This is a genomic window from Endozoicomonas sp. 2B-B (genome assembly GCF_053470045.1).
The window spans coordinates 4,640,546-4,666,321 of record NZ_JBLZMU010000001.1; the positions used below are offsets into that span (position 1 = coordinate 4,640,546).

Genomic DNA, 25,776 nt, shown 5'->3' on the forward strand with positions numbered 1-25,776 from the left:
TTTAAGCTACCTTTCCGTCCTGAATTATATCGTCCAGTTTTTCACCCAGCTCTGTTGTCAGTCTCACAGCCAAAGCACCGATATCTCCGGCCCCCTGGGTCAAAACCAGGTCATTGTCTTCAACAACACCTTGCAAAACAGTACTAACTTCATCAGGACTGGAGATAAAGATAGGCTCCAGCTGGCCTCTTTGACGAATACTTCGACAGAGGCTTCGTGTATCTGCACCCGGAATCGGCTCTTCTCCTGCCGGATAGACTTCCATCAAAAGTAAGACATCCACCTGGGACAGCACCTCAACGAAATCTTCGTAAAGATCCCGGGTTCTCGAATAGCGGTGTGGCTGATAAACCATAACCAGCCGCCTGTCTGGCCATCCAGCGCGGATAGCCTTGATCGTTGCCGCCACCTCTGTCGGGTGGTGCCCATAATCATCAACGAGCATCATCTGGGCAGACTCAGTCTGAAAGTACCCCTGCACCTGGAATCGTCTGCCAACACCCTGGAACTGCCTGAGTCCTTCACAGATCACTTCATCAGGCATTCCTTCATCCGATGCAACTATAAAAGTGGCAAGTGCATTGAGAACATTGTGACGGCCTGGAATATTCAGCTCAACTTTTACCTTTTTATTGCCTTTAGATTTCCGCTCCAGCTCAAAAGAGGTCTTCATACCCTTTTGCTGAATATTAACAGCCCGGAAATCGGCCCCCTCACTTTCACCATAAGTAATAACTTGTCGTTTAATTAATGGTAACAGTTCTTTTACCACAGGACAGTCTGTACAGACCACAGCCAGACCATAAAATGGCAGGTTGTGAAGAAAACTCACAAAGGTTTTCTTTAACTTGTCAAAGCTTCCTTCGTAGGTAGCCATATGATCTGCATCAATGTTGGTGACAATAGAAACCATCGGTTGCAGATGCAGGAAAGATGCATCTGACTCATCCGCTTCTGCCACGAGGTAGCGACTGCCTCCCAGCTTGGCATTGGTACCGGCTGAATTCAGACGACCGCCAATCACAAAAGTAGGATCCAGACCACCATAGCCCAACACCGAGGCCAACAGACTGGTCGTGGTAGTCTTGCCGTGGGTGCCTGCCACTGCGATACCATGACGGTAGCGCATCAGTTCCGCCAGCATCTCAGCTCTGGGGACTACGGGTACACGCAGCTCTCTTGCCGTAACCACTTCCGGATTCTCCGAAGCGACTGCTGCAGAAGTGACCACTACATCCGCCCCCTCAACATTCGCAGCTTGATGACCAATAAAGACTTTAATTCCCTGATCTTCCAAACGTTGGGTTACCGGTGAGCGTTGAATATCTGATCCAGAGATCTGATACCCCTGGTTCTTAAGCACTTCTGCGATGCCGCACATGCCCGAACCACCTATGCCAACAAAATGAATATTTTTTATACGACGCATTTCAGGTATAGGAGCCACAGGAAAAATAGGCTTATTAGCGGGCATGAGCCACCTCCAGACAATGATCAACTACTTCCACAGCCGCCATAGGCCTGGCGACACTGCCTGCAGCCCTGGCCATAGTCACCAGCTGCTCAGGATTGCCCACAAAATTCTCTAACATATTGATCAGACAGGTTTCGCTCAGTTCTTTCTGCTGCACCATCATGGCGGCCCCCTGATTAACCAGGTACTGACCATTGACCGTTTGATGATCATCAACAGCATGGGGATAAGGCACCAGCAGGGCCGCTCTTCGGGCCATCGCCAGCTCTGAAACGGTGAGGGCTCCAGAGCGACAAATCACCAGATCAGCCCACTCATAGGCACCAGCCATATCATCGATAAAGGGTTCTACGCGCCCCTCCACACCCAAAGCACGATAAGACTCACGGGTAGCATCGAGATTATTTCTGCCAGTTTGATGCCAAACCTCGAAGCGACCTTTAAACCGGGTGAGTACTTTTGGAACCAACTCGTTGATGGCTACAGCGCCACTACTGCCACCAACCACCAACAGCCTTAGAGCCCTGCCATTCAGTTGGGAAGGTAAATCCGGATTTGCAATATCGGCTCTCACCGGATTACCGGTCAGAATAAATTTGCCAGAGCCACTCTCTGGACCAAAAGCACCGGGAAAAGCCAACAATACTTTGCGGGCAACTCTTGATAAAACCTTGTTCGTGAAGCCTGCAATCGCATTCTGCTCGTGAACCACCAGGGGAACACCCGACAAACGTGCGGCCACCCCACCCGGTCCTGTTGCAAAGCCACCCATTCCCAGAACACACACAGGCTTGCAGCTTCGAATCACTTTCAAGGCACGAAACAGTGAAACAGCGAGCTTCCAGGGCGCTTTTAGTAAAAAGCTCAAGCCTTTACCTCTCAATCCGGTGACCGGGATAAAGCTGATTTCAAATCCGTGGCGCGGCACCAGTTCAGCTTCCATACTGTTGGCCGTACCCAACCAGTGAATAGTGTAGCCACGCCTCTCAAGTTCTCTGGCAGTGGCCAGCGCCGGGAAAATATGCCCACCGGTACCACCCGCCATTATTAAAACAGTAGGTTTGTCAGTAGTACTCATGACACTCCCCTGCTTTTATTATCTGTTTTGACATTAAACTGCCGTCGTTCATAATCAATCCGCAGCAACAATCCAAAAGCCAGGCAGTTTATCAACAGGCTACTACCCCCATAACTGATCAGAGGCAACGCCAAACCTTTTGTGGGCAGCAACCCGGTATTTACAGCAATATTGATCAACGCCTGACTGCTATACAACAAGCCGATTCCATAGGCAACGTAGCCATGAAACAGAAGTTTTTTTGCTTCTGCCCGGTAACCGATTTGCAGCGCTCTCCAGGAAATAAACAGAATCAGAGTCAGGACAGAGACTGCTCCAAGGACACCAAACTCTTCAGCCAGAACGGCAAAGACAAAATCTGTATGAGCTTCCGGTAAATAGAACAGCTTTTGCAGACTATTACCCAATCCCTCACCAAACCATTCACCTCGCCCAAAAGCAATCAGGGACTGAGTCAACTGATAGCCACTACCAAAAGCATTAGCCCAGGGGTCCATATAAGAAGCCAGGCGTGCCATGCGATAAGGTTCAAAAACAATCAGGGCGGCAATAGACCCAACCAGCACCAGGAACAGAATAACGAATTGCCAGAGTCTGGCGCCTGCCAGAAAAATCATTCCCATGGAAGCGCCCATCAACACCACAAGCGCTCCAAGGTCTGGCTCCATCAGCAACAGTAGAGATGAGACAAAAAGAATAGTCATAGGCTTGAAAAAGCCTGTCCATCTGGTTCTGACTTCCTCCAACCGACGCACCAGGTAGGCCGCAAGGTAAACGACAATCATCAATTTGGCCGCTTCTGATGCCTGCAGATTGAAAAAGCCCAGAGGAATCCAGCGAACACTGCCATTGACCTCCCGACCCACAACCAACACAGCCAGCAGCAGCCCCAGACCACCAAAAAGTGAAAGCCAGCTGTATTTCTCAATAGTTGTCACCGGAACCATCAAAATGACACCCATCAGCGACAGTCCGACGAAAACAAAAAAAGCCTGCTTGATGAGGATATAAAACGGATTGGAATAAAGACTGCCCGCCACTTCCATAGAAGCGGAACTGACCATAATCAAACCAATCACAAGAAGTCCCAGCACAGCACCCAGCAGCGGCAGATCAAGAACACTGCCACGGCGGCCTGTAAAAGGCGATCTTATTTCGCTGAGAAACTTCTGGTGTAAAGTCATGCAAGACGCTCCCTGACCAGAGTCATAAAGGTATCGCCACGCTGCTCGAAACTCTCGAACATATCAAAACTGGCACAAGCAGGAGCCAGCAGGACCGCATCACCGCTTTCACTGACTTCGCAGGCACGATCTACTGCAGCAGCCAGACTCTTAACATATTGAACCGGGATAACGCCATTGACGGCTTTATCAATATCAGGTGCGTCACGCCCTATCAGCACAAGCTCACGACCGAACTTTTGTAATGGCTGTTTCAGCTGATTAAAGTCCGCCCCCTTGCCGTCCCCACCGGCAATGAGAACAATTTTTCCGGTCAGGGTCTCACCCAGACCTTCAATGGCCGCAACCGATGCACCGACATTGGTGGCTTTGGAATCATTAATCCAGACCACACCGTTTTTTTCCGCTACCCATTGGCATCGATGAGAAAGACCTGTGAAGCGGCTCAGAGTCTTCAGCATGGGTGTCATCGGGATACCCACTGACTCACCCAGGGCCAGTGCAGCCAGTGCATTCAATTGATTGTGACGACCCGGCAACTTCATGACCGCTGTATTGATGAGTCTTTCGACACCTTTACAAAGCCACATACCTTCTTCATCCCCGATCAGGCCATAGTCGTGTAAATCAGGCTTGCCGGAAGTAAACGCTGTTGCGGGAGTAGCCTGGGGAAGAAGAGGCACAGTCAGAGCATCCTGCTTGTTGTATACCGCATGCATACAACCGCGGTATATACGCTGCTTTGCCTTATGGTAGTCAATCATGGTCTCATAACGATCCATATGATCAGGACTGATATTCAGTACCGTCGCGGCGGCTGCACGTAAAGAATGAGTGGTTTCCAGCTGGAAGCTGGACAATTCCAGGATATAGAGATCGACATTTTCTTTCTCAAGAAGCTCAAGAGCTGGAGTACCAATATTGCCACCCACAGCAACACCCAAACCGGCCTCTTGAGCCATCTCTCCCAGCAGAGTTGTGACCGTGCTCTTGCCGTTAGAGCCAGTTATGGCAACGACAGGTTTATTCACCTCGCGACAGAACAGCTCAATATCACCAACGGCTTCAACACCTCTACTTACAGCCTCAGCAATCTCAGGAGTAGCCAGAGCAATACCGGGACTGAGAATCAACTCATCGGCTCCATTCAGCCACTGAGTGTTCAATCCACCCAGATGGACAGGAACATTCGGAAAAGCAGTTTTGAGTTCGTCTATGCCTGGCGGGTTATTCCGGGTATCCATCACTTTAAATGGGCGTTGTCTTTCAGCAAGATATCGCACACAGGACATTCCGGTCTTGCCGAGTCCTACGACTACCCTTGTACGATTTGAGCTTATCAGTGCTGACACGCGGATTTTTTCCCGAGCAAAGTGTGTTAACGAATCTTCAGTGACGCAAGACCAATCAGGACCAGAATCAGGGTAATAATCCAGAAGCGGACAATCACCCGGGGCTCAGGCCAACCCTTCAATTCAAAATGATGGTGCAGTGGAGCCATACGGAATATTCTGCGCCCGGTGAGCTTGAACGAAGCCACCTGGAGAATCACCGATACCGTCTCCATCACAAAAACCCCCCCCATAATGACCAGCACAATTTCCTGACGCACAATGACCGCCAGTACACCTAATGCTGCTCCGAGAGCCAAAGCACCTACATCCCCCATAAAAACCTGTGCGGGATAGGTATTAAACCAGAGAAACGCCAGACCCGCGCCACCGATAGCGGCACAAAAAACCACCAACTCTCCCGAGCCAGGCACAAAAGGAATGAGCAGGTACTGGGCAAAATTCACATGACCGCTGGCATAAGCAAAAACTGCCAGTGCAGAAGCCACCAGAACGGTAGGCATGATCGCCAGACCATCCAGACCATCTGTCAGATTCACAGCATTACTGCAACCGACAATGGTCAGGTAAGCCAGTACAATAAAAAAGGGCCCAAGATCAATGACGATATTTTTGAAGAAAGGTACAATCAGACTGGTCTCTACCGGTGAATTAGCCGTAGCGTAGAGGAAGACAGCTGCTCCCAATCCAGCGACCGACTGCCAGAAAAACTTCCAGCGCGCTGGCAGGCCCCTTGAATTTTTTTCCACCACCTTACGGTAGTCGTCCACCCAGCCAACAATTCCGAATACCGCTGTTACCAGCAAAACTACCCAGATATAGCGATTGCTCAGATTGGCCCATAGTAGCGTACTGACTGCAATACAAACCAGAATCAATGCCCCACCCATAGTCGGGGTTCCAGCCTTGCTGAGGTGAGATTGTGGACCATCATCACGCACTGCCTGACCAATCTGGTGGTAGCTCAGCCGACGAATCATGTAGGGCCCGAGACAGAGCCCCATTCCCAATGCAGTAAGCACACCCAGAATAGCTCTGAGTGTGAGGTATTTAAAAACGGCAAAGCCGTGATAGTATTGCGTTAGAAATTCCGCAAGCCAGAGCAGCATCAGCAGCGCTCTCCCTTAAATTCTGATCCCACCAGGGATCTGACTACATCCAACATTTTCATTCCATTCGATCCCTTGACGAGAACCGTGATGGGACAATCCGCCTGTTGCTCTCTGAACGCCTGTATCCGACTTTTTACCCAGTTCGAGAGAGCCTCTTTATCATTTAAATGTTTTGCCTTCATGCCTCGTTGAGCCCCGCGAAGTTCACGACTGAATGCATCAACAGAGGCGACAGTCGCCTCACCATAGGCAGCAAAACAATCAATATGCCGGGTAGCAGCATACTCACCTACATCAACATGCCGGGCTTCACTCACCTCACCAAGATCCAGCATGTCTCCCAGTACCATGATGGTTTTACCCTCGCAGTCTGCCAGCTGGTCGATGGCAGCAAGAGTGGCAATCGGACTGGCGTTATAACTTTCGTCGATGACCAGAAGGCCCTCCGACAGGGGGTAACGAGTCCCTCTTTGTTGATAAGGCCGGGCATTTTCCAATCCACTGACAATAATGTCCAGCCCTAGTCCGACAGCAGACGCCGCTGCGGCCACACAACAGGCATTCTGAACCTGATGTTTCCCCCAGAAAGACAGCTTCACGTTTGCCTCTTTTTCGATGCCTCCCTGAACAACATGCAACCTGAAGCTCATACCTTCAGACGTTGAAGACACCTCTGAGGCAAACACATCGGCTTCTCGCTTATTCAGACTGAAGGACAACACTTTTCGATCAGGCTGTCTCAAAGCTCTCTGTTTCCAGCGTTGAAAGCTGGGATCATCTAAATTCAGTACGGCAATACCATTTTTTTTGAGACCGTCGAGAATAAAACCCTTCTCATGAATAACGCCCTCAAGCGTTAACAAATCTTTGAGATGGTTCTCTGAGGCATTGGTAATGATGGCAACATCCGGTTCGGTCAGGCGAGTGATGTAATCAATCTCTCCAGGGGAACTGGTTCCTAACTCAATCACTGCATGCTGCTGATCTGCTTCCAGCCTGAACAGGGTCAGAGGCACACCATAAGCGTTATTTAAATTCCCCCGGGTGGCCAGAACCTTACCAACCTGCTCGAAGACAGAGGCCAGCATCTCTTTGACCGATGTCTTGCCACAGGTTCCTGTTACTGCCACGACAGGGCCATGAAAACACTCACGATTAAACTGCCCCAGTCGTCCCAGTGCCTGATCAGTGTCCTGGACCTGAATCTGGGGAATTCCCAGACCTGGAACTGGCACCTGAACCACGACCGCCGCAGCGCCTGCAACCTCAGCCTGATCCGCATAGGCATGACCATCAAACCGAGGGCCCTTGATGGCGACAAAAAGATCACCTTGCTCGAGGGTTCTGGTATCAATGCTTATACCGGTTATAGTGGTATCAGCACCAGAATCCCCCCTCAGAAGAATCCCCTGAAGCTCATGGGTTATTTCAGAAAGGGTAAATGGACGAATCATATTACCCTCTCACCGGCTGAACACGTTGATGACTGCCAGAGATTCAAGGCTTTTGCAGCTTCTTCACTGTCATCAAAGTGATGCCTGACGCCGTTAACCTCCTGATAATCCTCGTGTCCTTTGCCTGCGATAACAACAATATCGCCGACAGCAGCCTTGTTGACAGCCTGTCGAATAGCCTCTGCGCGATTGATGACAGATGTCACTGGCCTACCTGCCAGATCTACTCCCGTCAGTGTATCTCTGATTATTTCTTCAGGATCTTCACTTCTGGGATTATCACTGGTCACGATCACTTCATCTGCACCCTCCATAGCAGCTAGGGCCATGAGAGGCCTCTTACCCCGATCACGATCACCACCGCACCCAAAGACACAGATTAATTTTGCAGCGCCGTGCTCTCTCAACGCTTTCAGGACACTCACCAGGGCATCCGGAGTATGAGCATAATCCACCACTACCACCGGTTTCTGACCACCACCCAACCTTTGCATTCTTCCCGGTACAGTGCTCAGTTGAGGGACCTTTTCAAGCACTCGCTCCAGGGAATAACCCTGACAGCATACCGCCCCGATAACAGCCAAAAGATTTTCGAGACTGAAACGACCCAGCTGAGTCGTCCTCAACTGTCCCTTACCCCATGGCGTATAAAGGTCAGCCTTGACTCCACCTGAATCCAGGAGGATATTTCGAGCCGTAATATCTGCCTGATCAGAGGTCATAGAGAAAGTAAACACTTCAGTAACACCGGAACAACTGGACAGCATCAGTTCGCTATAGTCATCATCCCGATTAATCACCGCTTTTTTGACACGACCGTTGGCAAAAAGCAGAGCCTTGGCTTTTGCATAAGCGTCCATCGTTTTGTGATAATCAAGATGATCACGACTGATATTTGTAAAAACGCCTACTTCAAACGCTAATTGATCTGCGCGCCCCTGATGCAGCCCATGAGAAGAAACCTCCATGGCCATGGAAGACACATCTCTGCTCACCAGTTCAGCCATAAAGCCCTGTGTCGATACAGGGTCTGAAGTAGTATTCAGACAGGGTTCCAGCTCAGTTGGAAGACCTTTACCCAGGGTTCCCATCACCGCACAAGGCTCACCCAGAAGAGAGAGTAGCTGCGCTGCATACCAACAGGTTGAGGTTTTGCCATTGGTTCCTGTCACGCCAATCAGCTTCAGCTTTGTGGACGGCTGTCGATAGAATCGATCGGCAAGAAAGCTAATGTGCGTTTTTAAGTTTTCGATAAAAATAACAGGTTTACCGACCAGAAATTCAGTCTCAGAAAATGACTCCCCACTTGAATCAACCAGCACTGCAGAGGCGCCCGCCTCCAAGGCCGCACCAATAAACGCCCGACCGTCAGAACTCAGCCCTGGCACAGCCAGAAACAGCTCACCCCCGATCAGCTTGCGGCTGTCGAGGGTCAGTCCTGTGAGGGTCTTGTCTTCATCCAGTGGAGGATGATTCAGCTCCGCCAGCACTTCATTTAAAGACGTCATTTGACACGAGGTCATGTTCCATCCTGTTTCATTTTCATAACTCCGGTCTGCTCCAGACCGGGTCTTTTAGCTGTCAGTACCTTTTCTTCACTGGGTCTGACACCCAGCATCCGCAAAGCCTGACCATTGACCCTGGAAAACACCGGACCGGCTATGACGCCACCGTAGTAATCCTGACCAGCCGGGTCATCAATAATGACAACAGTAGCAATGCGAGGATTTCCCACAGGAGCCACACCGGCAAAGAGACCCACGTAACGATCTTCAAGGTAGCCACTGCCACCCACTTTTTTAACCGTTCCCGTTTTGCCACCCACATTGTAGGACTTGACGGCACCGCGCCAACCAGTCCCTCCTTTACCCACCACTTTGCCAAGCATTTCCATAACATCGTGTGCTACATCTTCATCCATAACCCGAACACCATCAGGTGCCACATCACGCTTGATCAGTGATGCTGGCCTGAGTAAGCCACCAGACCCCAGCACAGAATAGGCTTGCGCCAGCTGTAATGGCGTGACTGTCAAGCCATAACCAAAGGACAGGGTAGCCACTTCAATGTCGCTCCAGCGATCCTTGTAAGGGAGAAACCCAGCCCTCTCTCCGGGAAAACCCGTTCCCGGGCTCTGCCCGATACCCACGCGGCGCAGCAGATCTACAACCTTATCGACACCGATATCCAGTGCCATCTTGCTCACGCCGATATTGCTGGACTTTTTCAAAACAGTTTCGACATCAATGGTTCCAAACCCCCTGACATCCTTAACCGCATTTTGTCCAACACGCATGTAGCCAACGCCGGTTTTAATCCGGGTATAGCGATCATACTTGCCGGTCTCCATGGCTGCCGCGACAGTAAAAGGCTTGAGAGTAGAGCCCGGCTCCACCAGGTCAGTCATCACCCGGTTTCTCATTCGGTAAGGCTGAAGCCCGGTACGATTATTCGGGTTGTAGGACGGCTGATTGACCATAGCCAGAATCTCTCCGGTCTGGACATCCATCATCACCAGCGAGCCCGCTGTGGCTTTGGCCTTTTCTACAGCACTTTTCAGCTCACGATAAGCCATATACTGGAGCCTGGAATCAATACTGAGCATCAATTCCTTACCGGGTTGGGCGCTTTTCACGAGTTCGGCCTCTCTGGCAAGGCGACCCCGGCGATCTTTCAGCAGCCTGCGAGTTCCCTCGGAGCCGGTTAACCAATGATCATATCCCAGCTCCAGCCCTTCCTGACCTTTATCATCAATACCGGTAATGCCTACCAGATGCGATGTCACTTCACCCATAGGGTAGTAACGTCGCTGTTCGTCAAGAATATGCACGCCGGGCACTTTCAGAGCTTCGACTTTCTCACTCTGCTCCGGTGTCATCTGACGTTTAAGATAGATAAATTCCTTTGCTGCGTTGCTTGTTATCTTTTTTGCCAGCCAGCTTTCATCAACCTTGAGCGCAAATGCCAGCTTATGCCAGTGCTCTGGTGCCTTGATCAAGTCCTGAGGGTCAGCCCATACGGTCATCACAGGGGCACTTACCGCCAAAATCTTACCGTTTCGATCAAATATGACGCCCCGATGAGCCGGTATGGACTCATGGCGAACAGCGCGTTTATCACCTTCGCTCTGAAGAAAATGACGATTTAAAACCTGAAGATCTACGAGACGATAACCAATCACCAGGCCAGCCATTATAAACAAGATCTGCAAAAGCTTTACTCGCCAGCGGTAAGGCAGAGCCTTTTCCTCGCCAGCCTGTTTTTTCCTGCTGGCACTGGCCGGTCTTGCTGCAGTCTTCACGGCATCACCATTTTTATACTTCCAGCATCAGGCACTTCCATGTTCAATTCATCCCTTGCAATTCTTTCCACTCGCCCCGGACTGGTCAGGGAACTGTGCTCCAGAAGCAACTTCCCCCATTCAACCTGGGCTTTGTTTCTCTGCTCAAACGCCTGTTGAAGTTCATTGTGAAGCAGTCTGTTTTCATGCTTGACAAAGCTCACAGCCACCCCTGACACAAGAACACCGGCCAGCAACATCACACTGACTAAACCAGATTTGCGAAACAAAGCCTGCAGCGGTTGTCTGTCCATTTTTACAGCCTTGTCAGATTAGCTTCTCAGCAATTCGCATGACGGCACTCCTCGCTCTTGGATTAGCTTTGACCTCTTGCTCGCCGGGCTTGATCGCTTTACCGACGGGCCGCATTCGTTTGTTAAGCTGATCTTCCGTCACCGGAATCCAGCGCGGCAACTCATCGCCTCTGGACTGCTTTCTGATAAACCTTTTGGCAATCCTGTCTTCCAGTGAGTGAAAACTGATAACCACCAGACGCCCACCTGGTTTGAGCTCTTCCAATGCAGCATCCAGACAATCCACCAGATCATCCAGTTCGCGATTGATATGGATGCGAATGGCCTGAAAAGCACGGGTAGCCGGATGCTTGTTCTTCTCTCTGGAAGGGCTGGCAGAAGCAATAATTCCTGCCAGACGTTTCGTGGTCGTAATAGGCTCTCCTTCCCTTTCCCTGACGATGGCCCGAGCAATTCTGCGCGAAAAACGATCTTCGCCGAGTTCCCAGATCACCTTGCTGATTTCTTGCTCTTGCGCACGATTAATCCAGTCAGCTGCACTTTCTCCCTGCGTGGTATTCATCCGCATATCCAACGGACCATCCTGCATGAAGCTGAAACCTCGCTCGGCGTTGTCCAACTGCGGCGAAGAAACCCCCAGATCAAGCAGAACACCTTCTACTTTCTGACCATCAAGGGCCTCTTCCAAATCAGCAAAAGAGCCATGATAAATGGAAAAACGGCTATCCGTTTCAGCCAGCTCCCGGGCTGCAGCGATCGCTCTCGGGTCCTTGTCGATGCCTACCAGCCTGCCTCTGTCAGACAGCTTTTCCAGGACTGCACGACTGTGACCGCCACGACCAAATGTCCCGTCGACATAGAGCCCGTCAGGATCTGTAACCAAAGCTTCAACCGCTTCTTCTAGCAGCACAGTAATATGCTGATCTGATTGCTCTTGCAATGTCATCTATCTTGTCCGGGCAAATACCCATCAGAGGGACAAAGACTGGAGCTCAGCGGGCACTTCAGCGGACCCACTGGCTTCGTGAAGATAATCATCTCGTCTCTGGTTCCAGCAGGCTTCATCCCACAGTTCAAATTTTTTGCCTTGTCCCAGCAAAATGCAGCGCTTATCCATACCCGCATAATCCCTGAGCAAGGGAGGCACTAAAACTCGTCCACTGCCATCCATATCAATGTCGGTAGCGTGACCAATAAGAAGTCTTTGTATTCGGCGTGTCATCGGATGAAAACTGGGCAGGGCTTCAATCTTTGCCTGAATAGCCTCCCACTCATCCTGTGGATAAATCAGGAGACAGGGCTCATCGGTATCAATGGTCGCCACCAGACTGCCCTCACAACGATCTTTCAACACCTGCCGATAACGGGTAGGTATTGCAAGACGCCCTTTGGCATCGAGGTTGATGGCATTAACCCCACGAAACAAACCGCTTCCCTCTAGTCAATTCAGCCAGAATGGCAGGCCACAGTCCGAAGAGAAAACGTGTTAACCGACATCCCTTTTCTCCACGTAATGCACACTTAACTCCACATTTATCCACTTTACTCCACTGAAGCACACTATAGAAACCTGAAAAACCCACGTCAAGGTCAGAATCTGTCTGATGGGTCAAATAATTGACTCCTCCAGAGACCTCACACACAGTGCCCTGCATTAAAAAAGTGCATAAAAATGAGCAGCTTGAAGAGGAGAGCTGTTTAAGCCCATGAAGCAGGAAAAGCGCCCGAAAAAAATTGTAAAAATTTCAGACAATTGACGATTTTGATACCCAAAGCACCAGCGATCTGCTGACCGGTCAGTGACACCTGAAAAAGCCGTTTCCGGTTAGATTCGGGTAATGGATAGCGGAAGAAAAAGTAAATCTCGAGTTGGCCTGTAAGCCGGGTTCTGTCCAACCTGAAGACAGGTCTGGGCAATCATTCATCTGGGATGCCTGTCACCAGACACCTCAAGCAACCTACCCGAATCCAGTGCGGGTCACACCTTCAGGATTCCTATTTGGTCTTGCTCCAGGCGGGGTTTACCATGCCGTGAACTGTTACCAGTCACGCGGTGCGCTCTTACCACACCCTTTCACCCTTACCGGTCACCGCATGGTGACTTAGGCGGTCTGCTCTCTGCTGCACTTTCCGTAGGCTCTCGCCCCCCAGGCGTTACCTGGCGCCGTACCCTTTGGAGCCCGGACTTTCCTCCACCAGATACTGAAACAGTAACTGACAGCGACTGCCCGGCCAACTCGAGGCGGCGAATACTACCGAATGATTCCCCTCACTGCAATTCGTTCATTTCACAAACTTATTATCTGAATCAATTACAACTTATTTCATTGCGAGTGACAGCTCATAGAGCTGCTTCTTGCGATACCCGGAAACATCTGCAATCACGGCAGCGGCTTTTTTAGCGGGCAACTCCTGCAGCAGCCGTTGCAGTAATTTAGCGGTTTCAGGATCAACAGCCTCTTGCTTCTGCTCCTCAGCCCCCTCTACCAAAACCACAAACTCGCCACGACACTGATTGGAGTCTTCCTGCAGTATTTTCTCCAACGCTTCTACCTTGCCCGCCAGCACCGTCTCAAATGTTTTGGTCAACTCCCTGGCCAACACAACGTACCGGTCTCCACCCAACACTTCCCGAAAATCAGCAAGGCTATCGAGAATTCGGTGTGTAGATTCGTACACAGCCCAGGTATTGGTCATCGCACCCAGCGCTTCGAGCCTTTTCTTCCTACCAGAGGATTTGGCCGGTAGAAAGCCTTCAAAGTAGAACCTGTCTGTTGGCAAACCACTGACCGAGAGAGCCGCCACAAGCGCACAGGCACCTGGCACAGGCACCACTTTAATACCCTGCTCCCTGACCATTCGCACCAATACAAAACCCGGGTCTGAAATCAGGGGCGTTCCGGCATCACTGATTAATGCCACAGAATCACCCTGCTGCAATCGAGCCAGCAACACCTCTGCCTGATGCCGTTCATTATGCTCATGACAGGGAATCATGGGGGTATCGATCCCGAAGTGATTGAGTAACTTGCGACTGTGTCGGGTATCTTCCGCCGCAATCACTGACACCTGCTTCAGCACCTCAATGGCTCTTGGTGTCATATCATCGAGATTACCAATGGGGGTCGAAACAACAAAAAGTGCACTTTCAGACATATCCTGCCAGCCAATTTATCCAGTATGAAGGTCGTTCATAGCAAGGGAAGTATTAAGAATCAAACGACCATGAGTTTACTCTTATCATATCGTCGTTGACAGAATCCTTAGCTAACTGATTTCTCAAACCACGTCCATCAGGCTGACGCAATGACCCTGTTGAGGTAGAATAGGGAGATCAAAAACAGTTCGGTCGTTGACTCCGATTTTATGAGCCAGAACCTTTCCAAACGCATTCTCATCAATACACTGCTGATCAGCGCAGTGCTTACGGGGTGCTCATTACAGCCCAGCAAAGTTGCTGAACTGCCTGCACCCACCCACGAACTGGCCCCGGAAGGAGCAGACCAACTGCTGGAACGAGCCGAACGCAGCTCATTTCCGGAGAGTGCAAGACTCAAAATCAAGGCCGCCGGGCAATTGATCAACAACCAGATGGGCAGGGCAAAAACCATTCTGAACAGCCTGAATTATGAAGAGCTACCCGAGACTCTGAAAGCAGAAATGGCCGTGGCAAGAGCCCGCATTGCTGAGCAGGCAGGGCAGAACCGGGAAATATTTGTCTGGCTGGATCGAGCTGTCGTCATTAACAGCAGCAATACCGGGCTTCTGGATCAAAGCCATATCCTCAAAGCACGCGCGTATAACCGCTTCGGGGAGTACGTTGCAGCGCTGGATGAATGGAGCATGCTGTCCAACATAAGTGAACTCGACCAACAACCCAAGAGCCGCAACGCCTTCTGGGAAACCCTGCTTAACGCACCTGAAGAGCGCCTGATCAGCCTGGACAGTCAGACTAACAACAGAACCATGAAAGGCTGGCTGCAACTTGCCCTGATTTACCGCCCGGGCAAATCCGTGAGCGAGCAACTGGCCGACTTGAGCCACTGGCGAACTCGCTGGCCTGGCCACCCTGCAACAACCTACCTGCCGAAAGACATCAGTGCGCTTCAGACAGCCAGCACTCAGCAGCCCGACAAAATTGCTCTTCTTCTTCCTGTCAGCGGCCCACTGGCCTCTGCAGGCAGAGCCATTCGCGACGGCTTTCTCGCTGCTTATCACCAGAATCTTGCTGATGAGACCCTACCCGAAGTGAGCATACTGGACACTCACGGCAAGAACGTTGTCGAGCTGGCTAACCAAGCCAAAAATGAAGGTGCCAAACTGATCATCGGTCCTTTGGATAAAACTAACGTCGGCCTGTTAAAAGAAAATACGCCCGACAACCTTACAATTCTTGCACTGAACAACCTCGAAGACAGCAGGAGCAACCCCGGACAAAACAACAGCTTCTTCGAGTACGGTCTATCCATCGAAGATGAAGGCAGAGCTGTGGCCCGTCGCGGCATTCTGGATGGACACCATCGTGTACTGATACTTCGCCCGGAGACTTCATGGGGTGACAGAGCCTCCAACAGCTTTGTGTCCGAATGGACAAAACTCGGTGGCGAGGTGGCCGGTGTTACTAAATTCAACAACAAGACCGAATTCAGCCAACTGGCTGGTCAGGCGCTGCTGGTTGACGAAAGCCAGAAACGTGCCAAAGAGTTGAGCAGAGTTCTGAGAGAGCCACTGGGCTTTACTCCCCGCAGAAGACACGATATTGACATGATCTACATGCCTTCCCACCCCAAGGAAGCTCGCCAGCTCAAGCCTGCCCTCTCTTACCAGTTCGCTGGCAAGCTGCCTGTTTATGCCACTTCCAGCGCATACTCCGGTAGAGTCGACCCTGGCAGAGATCAGGATCTGAACAACCTCAGAATCCCTGTAATGACCTGGTACCTGCCTGGCCAGAAAAGCAGTCTCGAGTCCAATATAAAAGCCACCTGGAGCAGCTCAAAAGGCCAGTATGGCAGTCTTTACGCCATGGGAGCTGACGCTTTTAAGTTGTATCCCCGCCTGCAACAACTTGCCAGTCTGCCAGGCAGTCGTCTGGAAGGACTGACAGGCATGCTTAGCATTAACAACAAACACCATGTGGTGAGGGAGCTTTCCTGGCAAATCTTCCGGGATGGTCGACTGAGAGCACTGCCTGTTTCGATTCAAAGGAAAGCTGATGTTCTGGCAATTAAAGCTTCTCAATAATAAGGGGCTTTGCGCAGAAAACCGGGCTTTGGAATACCTCAAAGCCCGGGGCATGAAGCTGGTCAATAGAAACTATGCCTGCAAAGCAGGAGAGATAGATCTGATCATGCTCGAAAAAGAAACACTGGTTTTTGTAGAAGTCCGATTCAGATCACAGTCACAATTTGGTTCAGCTGCCGAGTCCATTACCTACCGCAAGCAAAATAAAATCAGAAAAGCAGCCAATCACTTTCTCGCCCTGCACTCGAACCACCAGCACAGGCTTTGCCGCTTCGATGCACTTTTGCTCAAAAATGCATCCATCCATGATGACGCAAACTCCGAAAAGCCTATAGAATGGATCAAAGGTATTTTTTAAACCTGTATGCAACCTGACAACTGATAAAATGCGTAAACATCACTCGCTCTTAACTTCCCCAATGGATGATGGTATTTAAAAGGGGTAATGAAAAAAAAATCACGGTAAACTAACTGATCTATTAAGTACCTGGCTAGCCATGAACTCATGAGGCTTTCACGGTTTTCTAATGCCCATAGCGAAAGAAAATGCCAGTTGCGAAACGCACGGCGTCGAACTATTCGGGATTTTGAGACATGCATGAGCGCATTACACAACATTTTTCAGACAGCATTGACGCCAAAATTCGTGCCGCTGACTGTTTACCTCCCCTGATCGCCCAGGCATCCGAGCTTATGGTGCAAACCCTTCTTAACGAAGGAAAAATCCTGGCCTGCGGAAACGGCGGCTCCGCAGGAGATGCCCAGCATTTTGTTTCCGCGCTGCTCAATCGTTATGAACGAGAAAGACCTTCATTACCAGCCATGTCTCTGTGCGCCGACAATTTGATATTAAGCTCAATCGCTAATGACACCAGCTTTCACGAAGTTTTCTCAAAACAAATCAGGGCATTGGGGCAACAAGGCGACATTCTTTTAGCGATCTCGACATCGGGCAATTGTCCCAATATCGTTCAAGCTATTCAGGCCGCTCATGATCGCGATATCCAGGTCATTGCCCTGACGGGTAAAAGCGGTGGCGATATGGCGAGATTACTGCATCCGGAAGATATTGAAATCCGGGTTCCGGATAATAGCTCTCCACGTATTCGGGAAGTTCATAAACTGGTCGTTCATTGCCTGTGTGACCTGATCGATGAGTTCCTGTTTTCCGGAGAGTAAGTCTCGATGAAAGACTATTTTGACTATAAGACTGACTACGTTTAATTCATCCCCCACCAGGAGGTAACAAGGTGAAGCGTTTAAACGCTCTGATTTTAACTAGCTCACTCTTTCTGCTGGGGGGCTGTGCGACCATTGTCGGCAGCGTCAATGAAGACCCCATCCGAACAGACCCCACTGAACGCTCATGGGGCAACTTGATAGACGACCAGACCATCGAAACCATAGCCGCCGTTAACATTAATAAAGCCGATGAACGGTTTAAAGACAGCCGGATTAAAATCGTCAGCTTCAATGGCACAGTGCTTTTAATCGGACAGGTATCCAGTAATGAACTTAAGCGCCTCGCAGAAGAAACCGCCGGGAATGTGAAAGAAGTTGACAAGGTCTACAACGAACTCACTCTGGGCAGTAATGCCAGCCTGCTTGAACAGAGCAATGACTCCTGGCTGACCACCAAGGTGAAAGCGAACCTGATCCAGAGTGAAGAAGTTTCTGCAGACCGCATCAAGATCAATACAGAAAAAGGCACTGTCTACCTGATGGGACTGACTACTCCCAGACAGGCACAGGCAGCAGTGGATATTGCCAGAAACACTGGCGGTGTTCAGAAAATAGTCAAAGTCTTTGAATATATTCAGTAATCGAATGAGGGGAAAGCCTTGCGCCTTGCTCCCTCTTCCTTTATTTCTTCCCAGTGACATCTTCAGCGCAATAGGGAGTCAGAAAGTTCAATTGGTATAAAGCCCCTGATAAACGCTCATCCTTATTTCCCGAGAGTATGATGAATCAGATCAAAACCAACCAGGTCATCGTTATTGATTGCGGCAGTAACACAACTCCCGAGATAAAAAAGACCCTTTCCAGTCTGGGCACAGCTTCCAAAACTATTGCTTTGAAAAGCGCCAATCAATTCAATTTCAAACAGGCAACAGCCGTCATTATTTCCGGCGGTCCATTCCTGTTTACTGACAGCCCTGAGAAAACAGAGGCGTTAATGCAACAATTTGAATTCCTTCGGGAACCTCTCCCACCCACCCTCGGTATATGCCTTGGTCATCAGGCAATCGCCCTGATACATGGTGGCCAAGTCTTCAGGGGACAGGAAAGACGAGATCAAGACAGCATCATTATTCTTGAAAAGCATGGCCTTTTTGAAGACCTTCCAGCACCCCCTCTCTTTAAAGAGGATCATTGCGAGGGCATTCAGGCAGGAGCGAACACAAGGATCCTGGCAGAGTCGGAGTTTTACGACGTAGAAGCGATCAGCATCAATGACCGCCCGATACTTGGCGTACAGTTTCACCCTGAAGTGTCCGGCGATAACGGCAAGCAGCTTTTTTTAAACTTTATGAGATGGGCGTCCAAGCAGAATAAAGGCTAGTGAGTTCAACCAAGAGACTACTGCAGAGTTCCGAAAAAGAATCCATAAGATTCATACGAGGAGCGTCTTTCGTCGTAATTGAACGACTATCTTTGGTAACAGGGCTTGATCGTCCGATCAGGAGAACGATGATAGCCAGAATGAGAAGCAGACTGCTGCGCTTCATAAAACACTCCTGCATAACCATGACCATAGCTTAGAAAAGGATTTCAGACCTGCAACCAAAAATCCGGGATTTCTCAGCCTATCAAGCGCACATTTTCAGACGAGAGAATAACCACCGAAGAGGAGGGGGAAGAGCGCAATGAACGCACTCTGAATGAAACTCACATACCGTTCCGGAAAGTCTTGTGATCAATAACACCGCTTTCACGCACACCTTTCAACGCAAGAGCATACTCTTTCAGGACAACAAGACTGTAATCCATACGCTCTTGCATTTGGCGATCAGCTTCTGCATCTTCACCCGTCATAACAGAAGCCACATTTCGTACAATAAGGTGATCTGGAATGTAGCAGAGACGACAATTTTTATAGCTGCTTGAGCGCAACTCCATAACGGGATAAGAACCGCCCTGCTCAGCAGACACAGCTGTGATCAGGCCTGGCTTATGTCCTAACTGCTGCGCCCCGAAGATCAGGAAAAAGTTTTTCAGACCTGAAGGAACCATGCCATTCCACTCCGGCGACACCACTATAATCGCATCACTGTCGTTTAATCTGGCTTTCCAGGGAGCCAAAAGGGACTTCCACTCTTTATTGCCAGAAAAGATGGACTCATCCCACAATGGCAGAGGATTTTCTGCCAGATCAAGAATATCTACCTGATCAAACAGCGCCAGTGCCTGTGCACGCAGTTTGAGCACATGACTGATACGAGCACTCTGGGATTCCTTACGGTGGCTTCCGCTAATAATAGTCAGGTTCATCAACACCTCTTCTAATACCAATCGAACTTTCTAACTCCCTGTTGCGCTGAAGATTTGAGCCTTAATCCTGCGTTGGCGACGTCGCCATAGCTAAGGCTATGACGCCTCACGCTCATCACGGGAGTTAGAAAGCACGACTGGTATAACTATTCCGATTACCAAACACCGGGAAATAATAACCAGAACACCCTGCTAAAGCGAAGCCAGCCTGGTCAGAAAAACCAAACCAAAAAATAAACCGCAGAGTTTTAAGCCCCGACTTACTTAACAACTTTCAGATTCGGCTTGCCAGGCTTACGGGGAGTTTTTTCGGACCGCTCTTCTTTTTCAACGGAGGCTTCCTGAGACTCCGGACCCGACACAGCCTCCAGCTCAAAATGAGGAGACACATGCTCTTCCGACTCGGCAACAGGCTCAACTTCAAATACCATACCCTGACCGTTCTCACGGGCATAGATGGCCATCAACGATTCAACAGGAACCACTATGGTCAATGCCTCACCACCAAAGCGACCATCAAAGGTAATAACATCATTTCCCATATGCATGGCACGCACTGCTGCCGGGGAAATATTGAGGACTATTTGATTATCCTTAACATACTCTCTGGGCACCTCTACCCCTTTACGGGCAGTATCCACCAGAATGTATGGGGTGCAGTCATTTTCAAGAATCCAGTCGTAGATTGCTCTGGCAATATAAGGGCGACTGCTGGTCATTGTCATAATATGTCTCCATCCAGACTAACTCCGGACAACTGTCTGACCCAGGAGCCATCAATAGCCACTATAGAAGAAGTCCCCTGACCCTCTCCGTGGATAAGGGTTTCGAAAAGCAGCAAGCAAAGCAGGTCACTTTTTAACACCGTATCGGCGAAGTGCACCATTTTTGCGACAGCCCCTGAAACAGAGAAAACACTTCTAATCTGCCAAGAGCATCGGCTGCCTGGAACAATCGTCTGACAGTCAAAGATTCGAACATACTCTCAGCTCATGACTGCTTGGCCAGATTATTTAGCCCTGGCAGCCAGACTGCCAGGGTCTAGTTTAAATCAAAGAGTTTCACGCATCTCTTTTTCAATTTCAGACAGGCTTTCTTTGAAGGATTCGCGCTCGAACAAACGTTCAGCATAATCCAGGATCGCCTGCCCCTGCTTGGGCAGTTCAATGCCCATCGCGGGGAGCCTCCAGAGAATTGGGGCTACACAGCAGTCCACCAGGGTGAACTCATCACTCATAAAGAATGGCTTTTCAGCAAAAATAGGCGCTACGGACAACAGGCTTTCACGAAGCTCTTTACGAGCACGGGCCGCAGGCGTCTCTTTGGTTTTTGGATCCGTAATAGCATCTACCAGGCTGCACCAATCTTTCTGGATGCGGTGCATCATCAGACGGCTCTGGGCACGGCTGACCGGATAAACCGGCAACAGTGGTGGATGAGGAAAACGCTCATCCAGATACTCCATCATGACGCTCGGCTCATAAAGCACCAGCTCACGATCAACCAGAGTTGGAAGGCTATTATACGGGTTGAGATCAGACAGTTCCTGAGGCAGATTTTCAGGGTTCACATCCTGAATATCTACCGCGACCCCTTTTTCGGCCAGAACAATACGAACCCTGTGACAGTAGTGGTCAGATGGATCCGAGAAAAAAATCATGGATGACTTTTTGGCAACTACAGCCATGAAGTACCCCCGCCTCATGCAAAGGAAAAGAGCTCCCGAGCGAGCCAGCTTACTCATTCGATCCCATAATTCGGATGAGCAGCGCTGACTTGACGGGCCGACACAAGAAAATAACGGGTTATCTTAGCAAACTTTACGCCCTGCGGAATAGGCACCACGGAAACTTTCGTAAAACAAGAGCAAATAACCCAGAGAACAACCCTAAAAATCCGAACAAACAAGCTAAAGCCCTCTGAAATCAGCGGGCTTTCTCACAAGCTACTCAAGATCTTTTGAGGAAAACAAATTACTTCCAGCCAGGAACTGCACTGCCTTTAAACAACTCCCTGGCTTTTTCTTCCACTGCCGGAGTATGGTAAGACTCAACCAGAGTCTGAATGCGAGGATCCCCTTTATTATCCTCACGTGCCACAATCAGATTGACATAAGGTGAGTCCTTACCTTCAACCAGCAGTGCATCTCGCCCTGGCAGCAGACCTGCAGGCACAGAGTAGGTTGAATTGATGAAAGCCAGGTCAACATCATCCAGAGAGCGAGGCAGTTGGGCAGCATCCAACTCAATGAACTGAAGGTTTTTAGGATTTTCAACAATATCAGCCGGTGTCGCCTCAAGATTACTGACGTCTTTGAGTTTAATGAAGCCCTTGTTATCCAGCAGGATCAGTGTACGGCCTTCATTACTTGGATCGTTTGGAATAGCCACTTTGGCTCCATCTTTGAGCTCGCTGATATCCTTGATTTTTCTGGAGTATGCGCCAATCGGATACACAAAAGTATTACCTACAGCCGCCAGCTTGAAACCACGATCACGAATCATGCTGTCCAGATAAGGTTTGTGCTGGAAGGCATTAGCATCAATAGAACCATCTGCCAGAGCCACATTGGGAGAGACGTAATCAGAAAATTCGACCAATTCAACATCCACTCCATGATCTTTTTTAGCAATGTCAGCGGCCACTTTCATAACGTCAGCCTCCGGACCTGCCATAACGCCTACCTTCAAAGGACCTTCCGGGGAATTCTCAGAGCCACACCCCGCCAGCAGAACACTGGCGACCATAAGCACTGCGCCTGCAAGTGCTTTTAATTTATTGACTGCAAACATTCTTCACTTCTCCATTCAACCAGTTCGGGACAAAGCACTGAAACAACCTGTCCCATTCAATGGTTTAATTCACAAACACTCAGCGAGTTCTGTCGTAATAATTTTGCAAACGGTCGCCAATGCTCTGTATCAACTGAACCAGCACAATAAGCACCACCACAGTGGCGAGCATGATGACGCCATCAAAACGCTGGTAGCCATAGCGGATACCCAGGTCACCAAGACCACCACCGCCAATGGCTCCCGCCATGGCCGAATAACTGACCAGGGTCACCAGAGTAATGGTCATACCATTAATCAGCCCGGGACGTGCTTCGGGCAACAATACCCGACTGACAATCTGCAAAGGCGTTGCGCCCATGGATTGGGCTGCCTCCACCAGTCCAGAAGGCACCTCATTGATAGCACCTTCAGCAATACGGGCAACAAAAGGGATAGCTGCCAGGGTCAGCGGCACAATCGCGGCCGTTGTCCCGATAGAGGTTCCTACCAGCAGGCGAGTCAGAGGAATAATCGCTACCAGCAGTATAATAAACGGCACAGAACGTGTAGCGTTAACGACGGCACCCAGCACTGAGTTTAAAGCTGCATTTTCTTTAATACGTCCGGGCTTGGTAATATATAGCAACACACCCAACGGAATACCAAAGAGGAAACTGAGTCCGCCAGAAACTACTGTCATGTAAAGGGTTTCCCAAAGCGCCTTCCCCAGGAGAAGCCAGGAATCAGCTGACATAGCCCACTACCTCCACCTGCACATTGTCTTTAAGAAATTGCATGGAAGCCTCAACGTCTGACTCCTCGCCCATAATTTCTACCATCAGAAACCCCATGGACTTACCATGAACGGTTTCAATGTCAGCTTGCAGAATGACAAAATCAGTACCAAACTGCTTCGCCGCCCGGGTAATCAGAGGCTCCACTACCCGCTGCCCGACAAAGGTAATCCGCACAACCGGCCTTGAGCCTTCTTTTGGCTCTGATTGAAAACGACTTTCCACTTCAGCCGCCGGCTTTTCGTGGATAGCACTGCGGACAAACTCTCTCGCCAGTTCCGTTTCTGGATTCAGGAAAAAAGATTCGACATCATTTTCTTCAATCAGCTGACCATGGCTTAGTATCGCAACCCGATCACAAATGGTTTTAACAACATCCATCTCGTGAGTAATAATCAACACAGTGATTTTCAACTCACGATTAATATCCTTCAAAAGTGCCAGAATCGATCGCGTAGTCTGAGGATCCAGTGCCGAGGTAGCTTCATCACACAGGAGAACTCTGGGCTTACTGGCCAGGGCACGGGCAATAGCCACCCTCTGTTTCTGCCCTCCTGAAAGCTGGGATGGATAGCTGTCCCGCTTTTCTTTCAAACCGGTCAAATCCAGCAGAGGAGCCACCGCCGTTTCTATTTCAGGCTTACTGGCACCGGCCAGTTCCAGTGGCAGAGCAATATTCTGATAAACCGTTCGGCTCGACAGTAGATTGAAGTGCTGGAAAATCATCCCTATATTGTGACGAGCCAGGCGCAGGCCCTTTCCGGCCAGATGAGTAAGATCCTGACCGTCCACTATGACCTGACCCGAGCTGGGGTGCTCCAACATATTGACACAGCGAATCAGCGTACTCTTGCCAGCACCACTTGAGCCAATCACACCGTAGATTGACCCTTCCGGGACACTGAGATTAATGTCATCCAGAGCCCTGACCTCCTTGCCTCCTGCTTTAAACACCTTGGTAAGGTTTTTCAGTTCTATCATCATCACTCCTGCCTGATTCAGATACAATCAGTGCATGACTGCCTGAGTTATACTCAGTCAGTTCAATCAGTTCTTCTGCCTTGGCGGGTTGCGTGAGAGCTGGTTATAAATACCTGATCAGGTATCTACTGCCCACTCGAAAGTTTCAGCCTTCAGATCGATTAAACGACCTCTTTTTCAAGGGCAAAAAAAAACCACCCTGTGCTAAACAGAGTGGTTTTTCATGAATTCGTTCATAAACCCTTCTTTTAGCGGTATTTCTATAGCGCCCGCAAGCCAAGACAAATCAGCGCATCCTCAGAATCGTAATAGACACCAAAACTAAAGTCAACCAGCCGCTACCAGCAGAACACGCAGGCTCTGCACGACCTGAAAAGATCGATTATCGAACACCGGAAGCAATAGCACTGACACCGGCAATGCTGCAAAGAACCAGCAAGGCATGGCGAATCATTCTTTGATCAATCCGGTGAGATAGATGGGAAGCAATTTTACTCCCCAACAATACGGGTGGAACCAGCATCAGGGCATCCTTAAAGTCATCGAGCCCCACCATGCCACCCGCTGATAGAAATATCAGTGAGATCGCACTGCTAAAAACAAAATAAATGGACATGCTGGCCCGAATTTTGTCCCCGGTTTCATTCTGCATGACCAGAGCTATCGGAGGTCCGCCAATAGATGATGTTGTACCTGTGATGCCAGAAATAACACCGGCAACAAACAAACTGGACCTGCTTGCCCGAACTTTTACAGAAAACAGACTCACAATGACAGCCATAAGAACAGCCACACCTATAAAAAGGCTCATATGCTCTCTGGAGGCCACTACCAGAAGATAAGCTCCCAGCAGTGAGCCCGGAACTCTGCCAGCCACAGCATACTTCATCTCTGCCAGATCCAGTGCCCCCCGATACTTTCTGACCGTCAACAAAGACAGCAACATTGCCATGCAGATCAGAGTGCCCGGCACCAGAGATGGCGCAACAACAAAGAGAATGGGAGCGGCTACCACTGCCATACCAAAACCAATCATGCCCTGGATCAAAGCTCCCAGGAAAACAACGGCCATGGCTATTAATTGCGGGTACAGGCTCAGATCCATAACATCACAGAAATATCAAATATACCGATAGGGGATATAAATATAACCGTTTGTTATGTGCAGAATCCACTGTCATTTATACCCATAAGGGGTTTAGCACGACATTAGACGTTTACTATCCAAACAACTGCCTGTATGAAA

At 49.7% G+C, this 25,776-nt stretch carries 24 protein-coding genes and 1 other RNA gene; 5 read left to right on the forward strand and 20 right to left on the reverse strand.

Features of this window, described 5'->3' with window-relative positions; all coding sequences use genetic code 11:
• Nucleotide 1: 1 nt before the first annotated feature.
• The 13 genes from murC to rsmI form a co-directional block, all read right to left on the reverse strand.
• On the reverse strand, nt 2-1,474 hold the full coding sequence (gene murC / locus ACOMHB_RS18170) for a UDP-N-acetylmuramate--L-alanine ligase (protein WP_448217678.1): 1,473 nt from the start codon (nt 1,472-1,474) through the stop codon (nt 2-4).
• Nucleotides 1,464-2,552 (reverse strand): undecaprenyldiphospho-muramoylpentapeptide beta-N-acetylglucosaminyltransferase, encoded by a 1,089-nt coding sequence (gene murG, locus ACOMHB_RS18175; protein ID WP_422134518.1) that lies wholly within the window; start codon nt 2,550-2,552, stop codon nt 1,464-1,466. The genes murC and murG overlap by 11 nt, the downstream gene beginning before the upstream one ends.
• Nucleotides 2,549-3,736: a putative lipid II flippase FtsW gene (ftsW, locus tag ACOMHB_RS18180; protein WP_448217679.1), complete on the reverse strand. Its 1,188-nt coding sequence runs from the start codon at nt 3,734-3,736 to the stop codon at nt 2,549-2,551. The genes murG and ftsW overlap by 4 nt, the downstream gene beginning before the upstream one ends.
• Entirely contained in the window at nt 3,733-5,088 is a 1,356-nt protein-coding gene (gene murD / locus ACOMHB_RS18185) for a UDP-N-acetylmuramoyl-L-alanine--D-glutamate ligase (protein WP_448217680.1), read from the reverse strand. Before murD ends, ftsW begins: the two co-directional genes overlap by 4 nt.
• A gap of 26 nt (nt 5,089-5,114) precedes the next feature.
• Nucleotides 5,115-6,197: a phospho-N-acetylmuramoyl-pentapeptide-transferase gene (mraY, locus tag ACOMHB_RS18190; RefSeq protein ID WP_422134521.1), complete on the reverse strand. Its 1,083-nt coding sequence runs from the start codon at nt 6,195-6,197 to the stop codon at nt 5,115-5,117.
• Nucleotides 6,197-7,654: a UDP-N-acetylmuramoyl-tripeptide--D-alanyl-D-alanine ligase gene (locus ACOMHB_RS18195; RefSeq protein ID WP_448217681.1), complete on the reverse strand. Its 1,458-nt coding sequence runs from the start codon at nt 7,652-7,654 to the stop codon at nt 6,197-6,199. Before ACOMHB_RS18195 ends, mraY begins: the two co-directional genes overlap by 1 nt.
• Nucleotides 7,651-9,177, reverse strand: coding sequence for a UDP-N-acetylmuramoyl-L-alanyl-D-glutamate--2,6-diaminopimelate ligase (locus ACOMHB_RS18200; protein ID WP_448217682.1), 1,527 nt, complete (start codon nt 9,175-9,177; stop codon nt 7,651-7,653). Before ACOMHB_RS18200 ends, ACOMHB_RS18195 begins: the two co-directional genes overlap by 4 nt.
• The gene (locus ACOMHB_RS18205) at nt 9,174-10,955 is read right to left on the reverse strand and encodes a peptidoglycan D,D-transpeptidase FtsI family protein (RefSeq protein ID WP_448217683.1); all 1,782 of its coding nucleotides are present in this window, start codon (nt 10,953-10,955) and stop codon (nt 9,174-9,176) included. Before ACOMHB_RS18205 ends, ACOMHB_RS18200 begins: the two co-directional genes overlap by 4 nt.
• The gene (gene ftsL / locus ACOMHB_RS18210; RefSeq protein WP_448217684.1) at nt 10,952-11,248 is read right to left on the reverse strand and encodes a cell division protein FtsL; all 297 of its coding nucleotides are present in this window, start codon (nt 11,246-11,248) and stop codon (nt 10,952-10,954) included. Before ftsL ends, ACOMHB_RS18205 begins: the two co-directional genes overlap by 4 nt.
• Before the next feature lie 13 nt (nt 11,249-11,261).
• Nucleotides 11,262-12,194 (reverse strand): 16S rRNA (cytosine(1402)-N(4))-methyltransferase RsmH, encoded by a 933-nt coding sequence (gene rsmH / locus ACOMHB_RS18215; RefSeq protein WP_422134526.1) that lies wholly within the window; start codon nt 12,192-12,194, stop codon nt 11,262-11,264.
• Nucleotides 12,195-12,218: 24 nt separating this feature from the next.
• Complete coding sequence (gene mraZ, locus ACOMHB_RS18220; RefSeq protein ID WP_422134527.1) at nt 12,219-12,674, reverse strand: division/cell wall cluster transcriptional repressor MraZ; 456 nt, start codon at nt 12,672-12,674, stop codon at nt 12,219-12,221.
• Nucleotides 12,675-13,109: 435 nt separating this feature from the next.
• Nucleotides 13,110-13,488, reverse strand: an RNA gene (rnpB, locus tag ACOMHB_RS18225) — RNase P RNA component class A.
• Between the two features lie 79 nt (nt 13,489-13,567).
• Nucleotides 13,568-14,404, reverse strand: a complete 837-nt coding sequence (gene rsmI, locus ACOMHB_RS18230) for a 16S rRNA (cytidine(1402)-2'-O)-methyltransferase (RefSeq protein WP_422409359.1) — start codon at nt 14,402-14,404, stop codon at nt 13,568-13,570.
• A 210-nt stretch (nt 14,405-14,614) separates the two neighbouring features.
• Here rsmI and ACOMHB_RS18235 point away from each other — a divergent pair, with 210 nt between their 5' ends.
• The 5 genes from ACOMHB_RS18235 (at nt 14,615) to ACOMHB_RS18255 (ending at nt 19,052) form a co-directional block, all read left to right on the forward strand.
• Complete coding sequence (locus ACOMHB_RS18235) at nt 14,615-16,489, forward strand: penicillin-binding protein activator (protein WP_448217685.1); 1,875 nt, start codon at nt 14,615-14,617, stop codon at nt 16,487-16,489.
• Entirely contained in the window at nt 16,461-16,847 is a 387-nt protein-coding gene (locus tag ACOMHB_RS18240) for a YraN family protein (RefSeq protein WP_422134530.1), read from the forward strand. The genes ACOMHB_RS18235 and ACOMHB_RS18240 overlap by 29 nt, the downstream gene beginning before the upstream one ends.
• A 236-nt stretch (nt 16,848-17,083) precedes the next feature.
• Nucleotides 17,084-17,668, forward strand: coding sequence for a phosphoheptose isomerase (locus ACOMHB_RS18245; RefSeq protein ID WP_448217686.1), 585 nt, complete (start codon nt 17,084-17,086; stop codon nt 17,666-17,668).
• Nucleotides 17,669-17,739: 71 nt separating this feature from the next.
• Entirely contained in the window at nt 17,740-18,312 is a 573-nt protein-coding gene (locus ACOMHB_RS18250; protein WP_422134532.1) for a BON domain-containing protein, read from the forward strand.
• 137 nt (nt 18,313-18,449) lie between these two features.
• Entirely contained in the window at nt 18,450-19,052 is a 603-nt protein-coding gene (locus ACOMHB_RS18255) for a glutamine amidotransferase-related protein (protein WP_448217687.1), read from the forward strand.
• A gap of 326 nt (nt 19,053-19,378) precedes the next feature.
• Here the strand turns inward: ACOMHB_RS18255 and ACOMHB_RS18260 are convergent, their stop codons facing one another.
• The 7 genes from ACOMHB_RS18260 to ACOMHB_RS18290 form a co-directional block, all read right to left on the reverse strand.
• Complete coding sequence (locus ACOMHB_RS18260) at nt 19,379-19,981, reverse strand: NADPH-dependent FMN reductase (protein WP_448217688.1); 603 nt, start codon at nt 19,979-19,981, stop codon at nt 19,379-19,381.
• A 260-nt stretch (nt 19,982-20,241) separates the two neighbouring features.
• Nucleotides 20,242-20,706 carry a ClpXP protease specificity-enhancing factor gene (locus tag ACOMHB_RS18265; protein WP_422134535.1) on the reverse strand — a complete coding sequence of 155 codons (465 nt, stop codon included), beginning with the start codon at nt 20,704-20,706 and terminating at the stop codon, nt 20,242-20,244.
• Nucleotides 20,707-21,032: 326 nt separating this feature from the next.
• Nucleotides 21,033-21,668, reverse strand: a complete 636-nt coding sequence (locus ACOMHB_RS18270) for a glutathione S-transferase N-terminal domain-containing protein (protein WP_422134536.1) — start codon at nt 21,666-21,668, stop codon at nt 21,033-21,035.
• A gap of 286 nt (nt 21,669-21,954) precedes the next feature.
• Nucleotides 21,955-22,773 (reverse strand): MetQ/NlpA family ABC transporter substrate-binding protein, encoded by an 819-nt coding sequence (locus tag ACOMHB_RS18275; RefSeq protein ID WP_422138486.1) that lies wholly within the window; start codon nt 22,771-22,773, stop codon nt 21,955-21,957.
• 79 nt (nt 22,774-22,852) lie between these two features.
• Nucleotides 22,853-23,509 carry a methionine ABC transporter permease gene (locus tag ACOMHB_RS18280; protein ID WP_422134538.1) on the reverse strand — a complete coding sequence of 219 codons (657 nt, stop codon included), beginning with the start codon at nt 23,507-23,509 and terminating at the stop codon, nt 22,853-22,855.
• The gene (locus ACOMHB_RS18285; RefSeq protein WP_448218652.1) at nt 23,499-24,530 is read right to left on the reverse strand and encodes a methionine ABC transporter ATP-binding protein; all 1,032 of its coding nucleotides are present in this window, start codon (nt 24,528-24,530) and stop codon (nt 23,499-23,501) included. Before ACOMHB_RS18285 ends, ACOMHB_RS18280 begins: the two co-directional genes overlap by 11 nt.
• Before the next feature lie 382 nt (nt 24,531-24,912).
• Entirely contained in the window at nt 24,913-25,635 is a 723-nt protein-coding gene (locus tag ACOMHB_RS18290; protein WP_448217689.1) for a sulfite exporter TauE/SafE family protein, read from the reverse strand.
• Between the last annotated feature and the right edge of the window lie 141 nt (nt 25,636-25,776).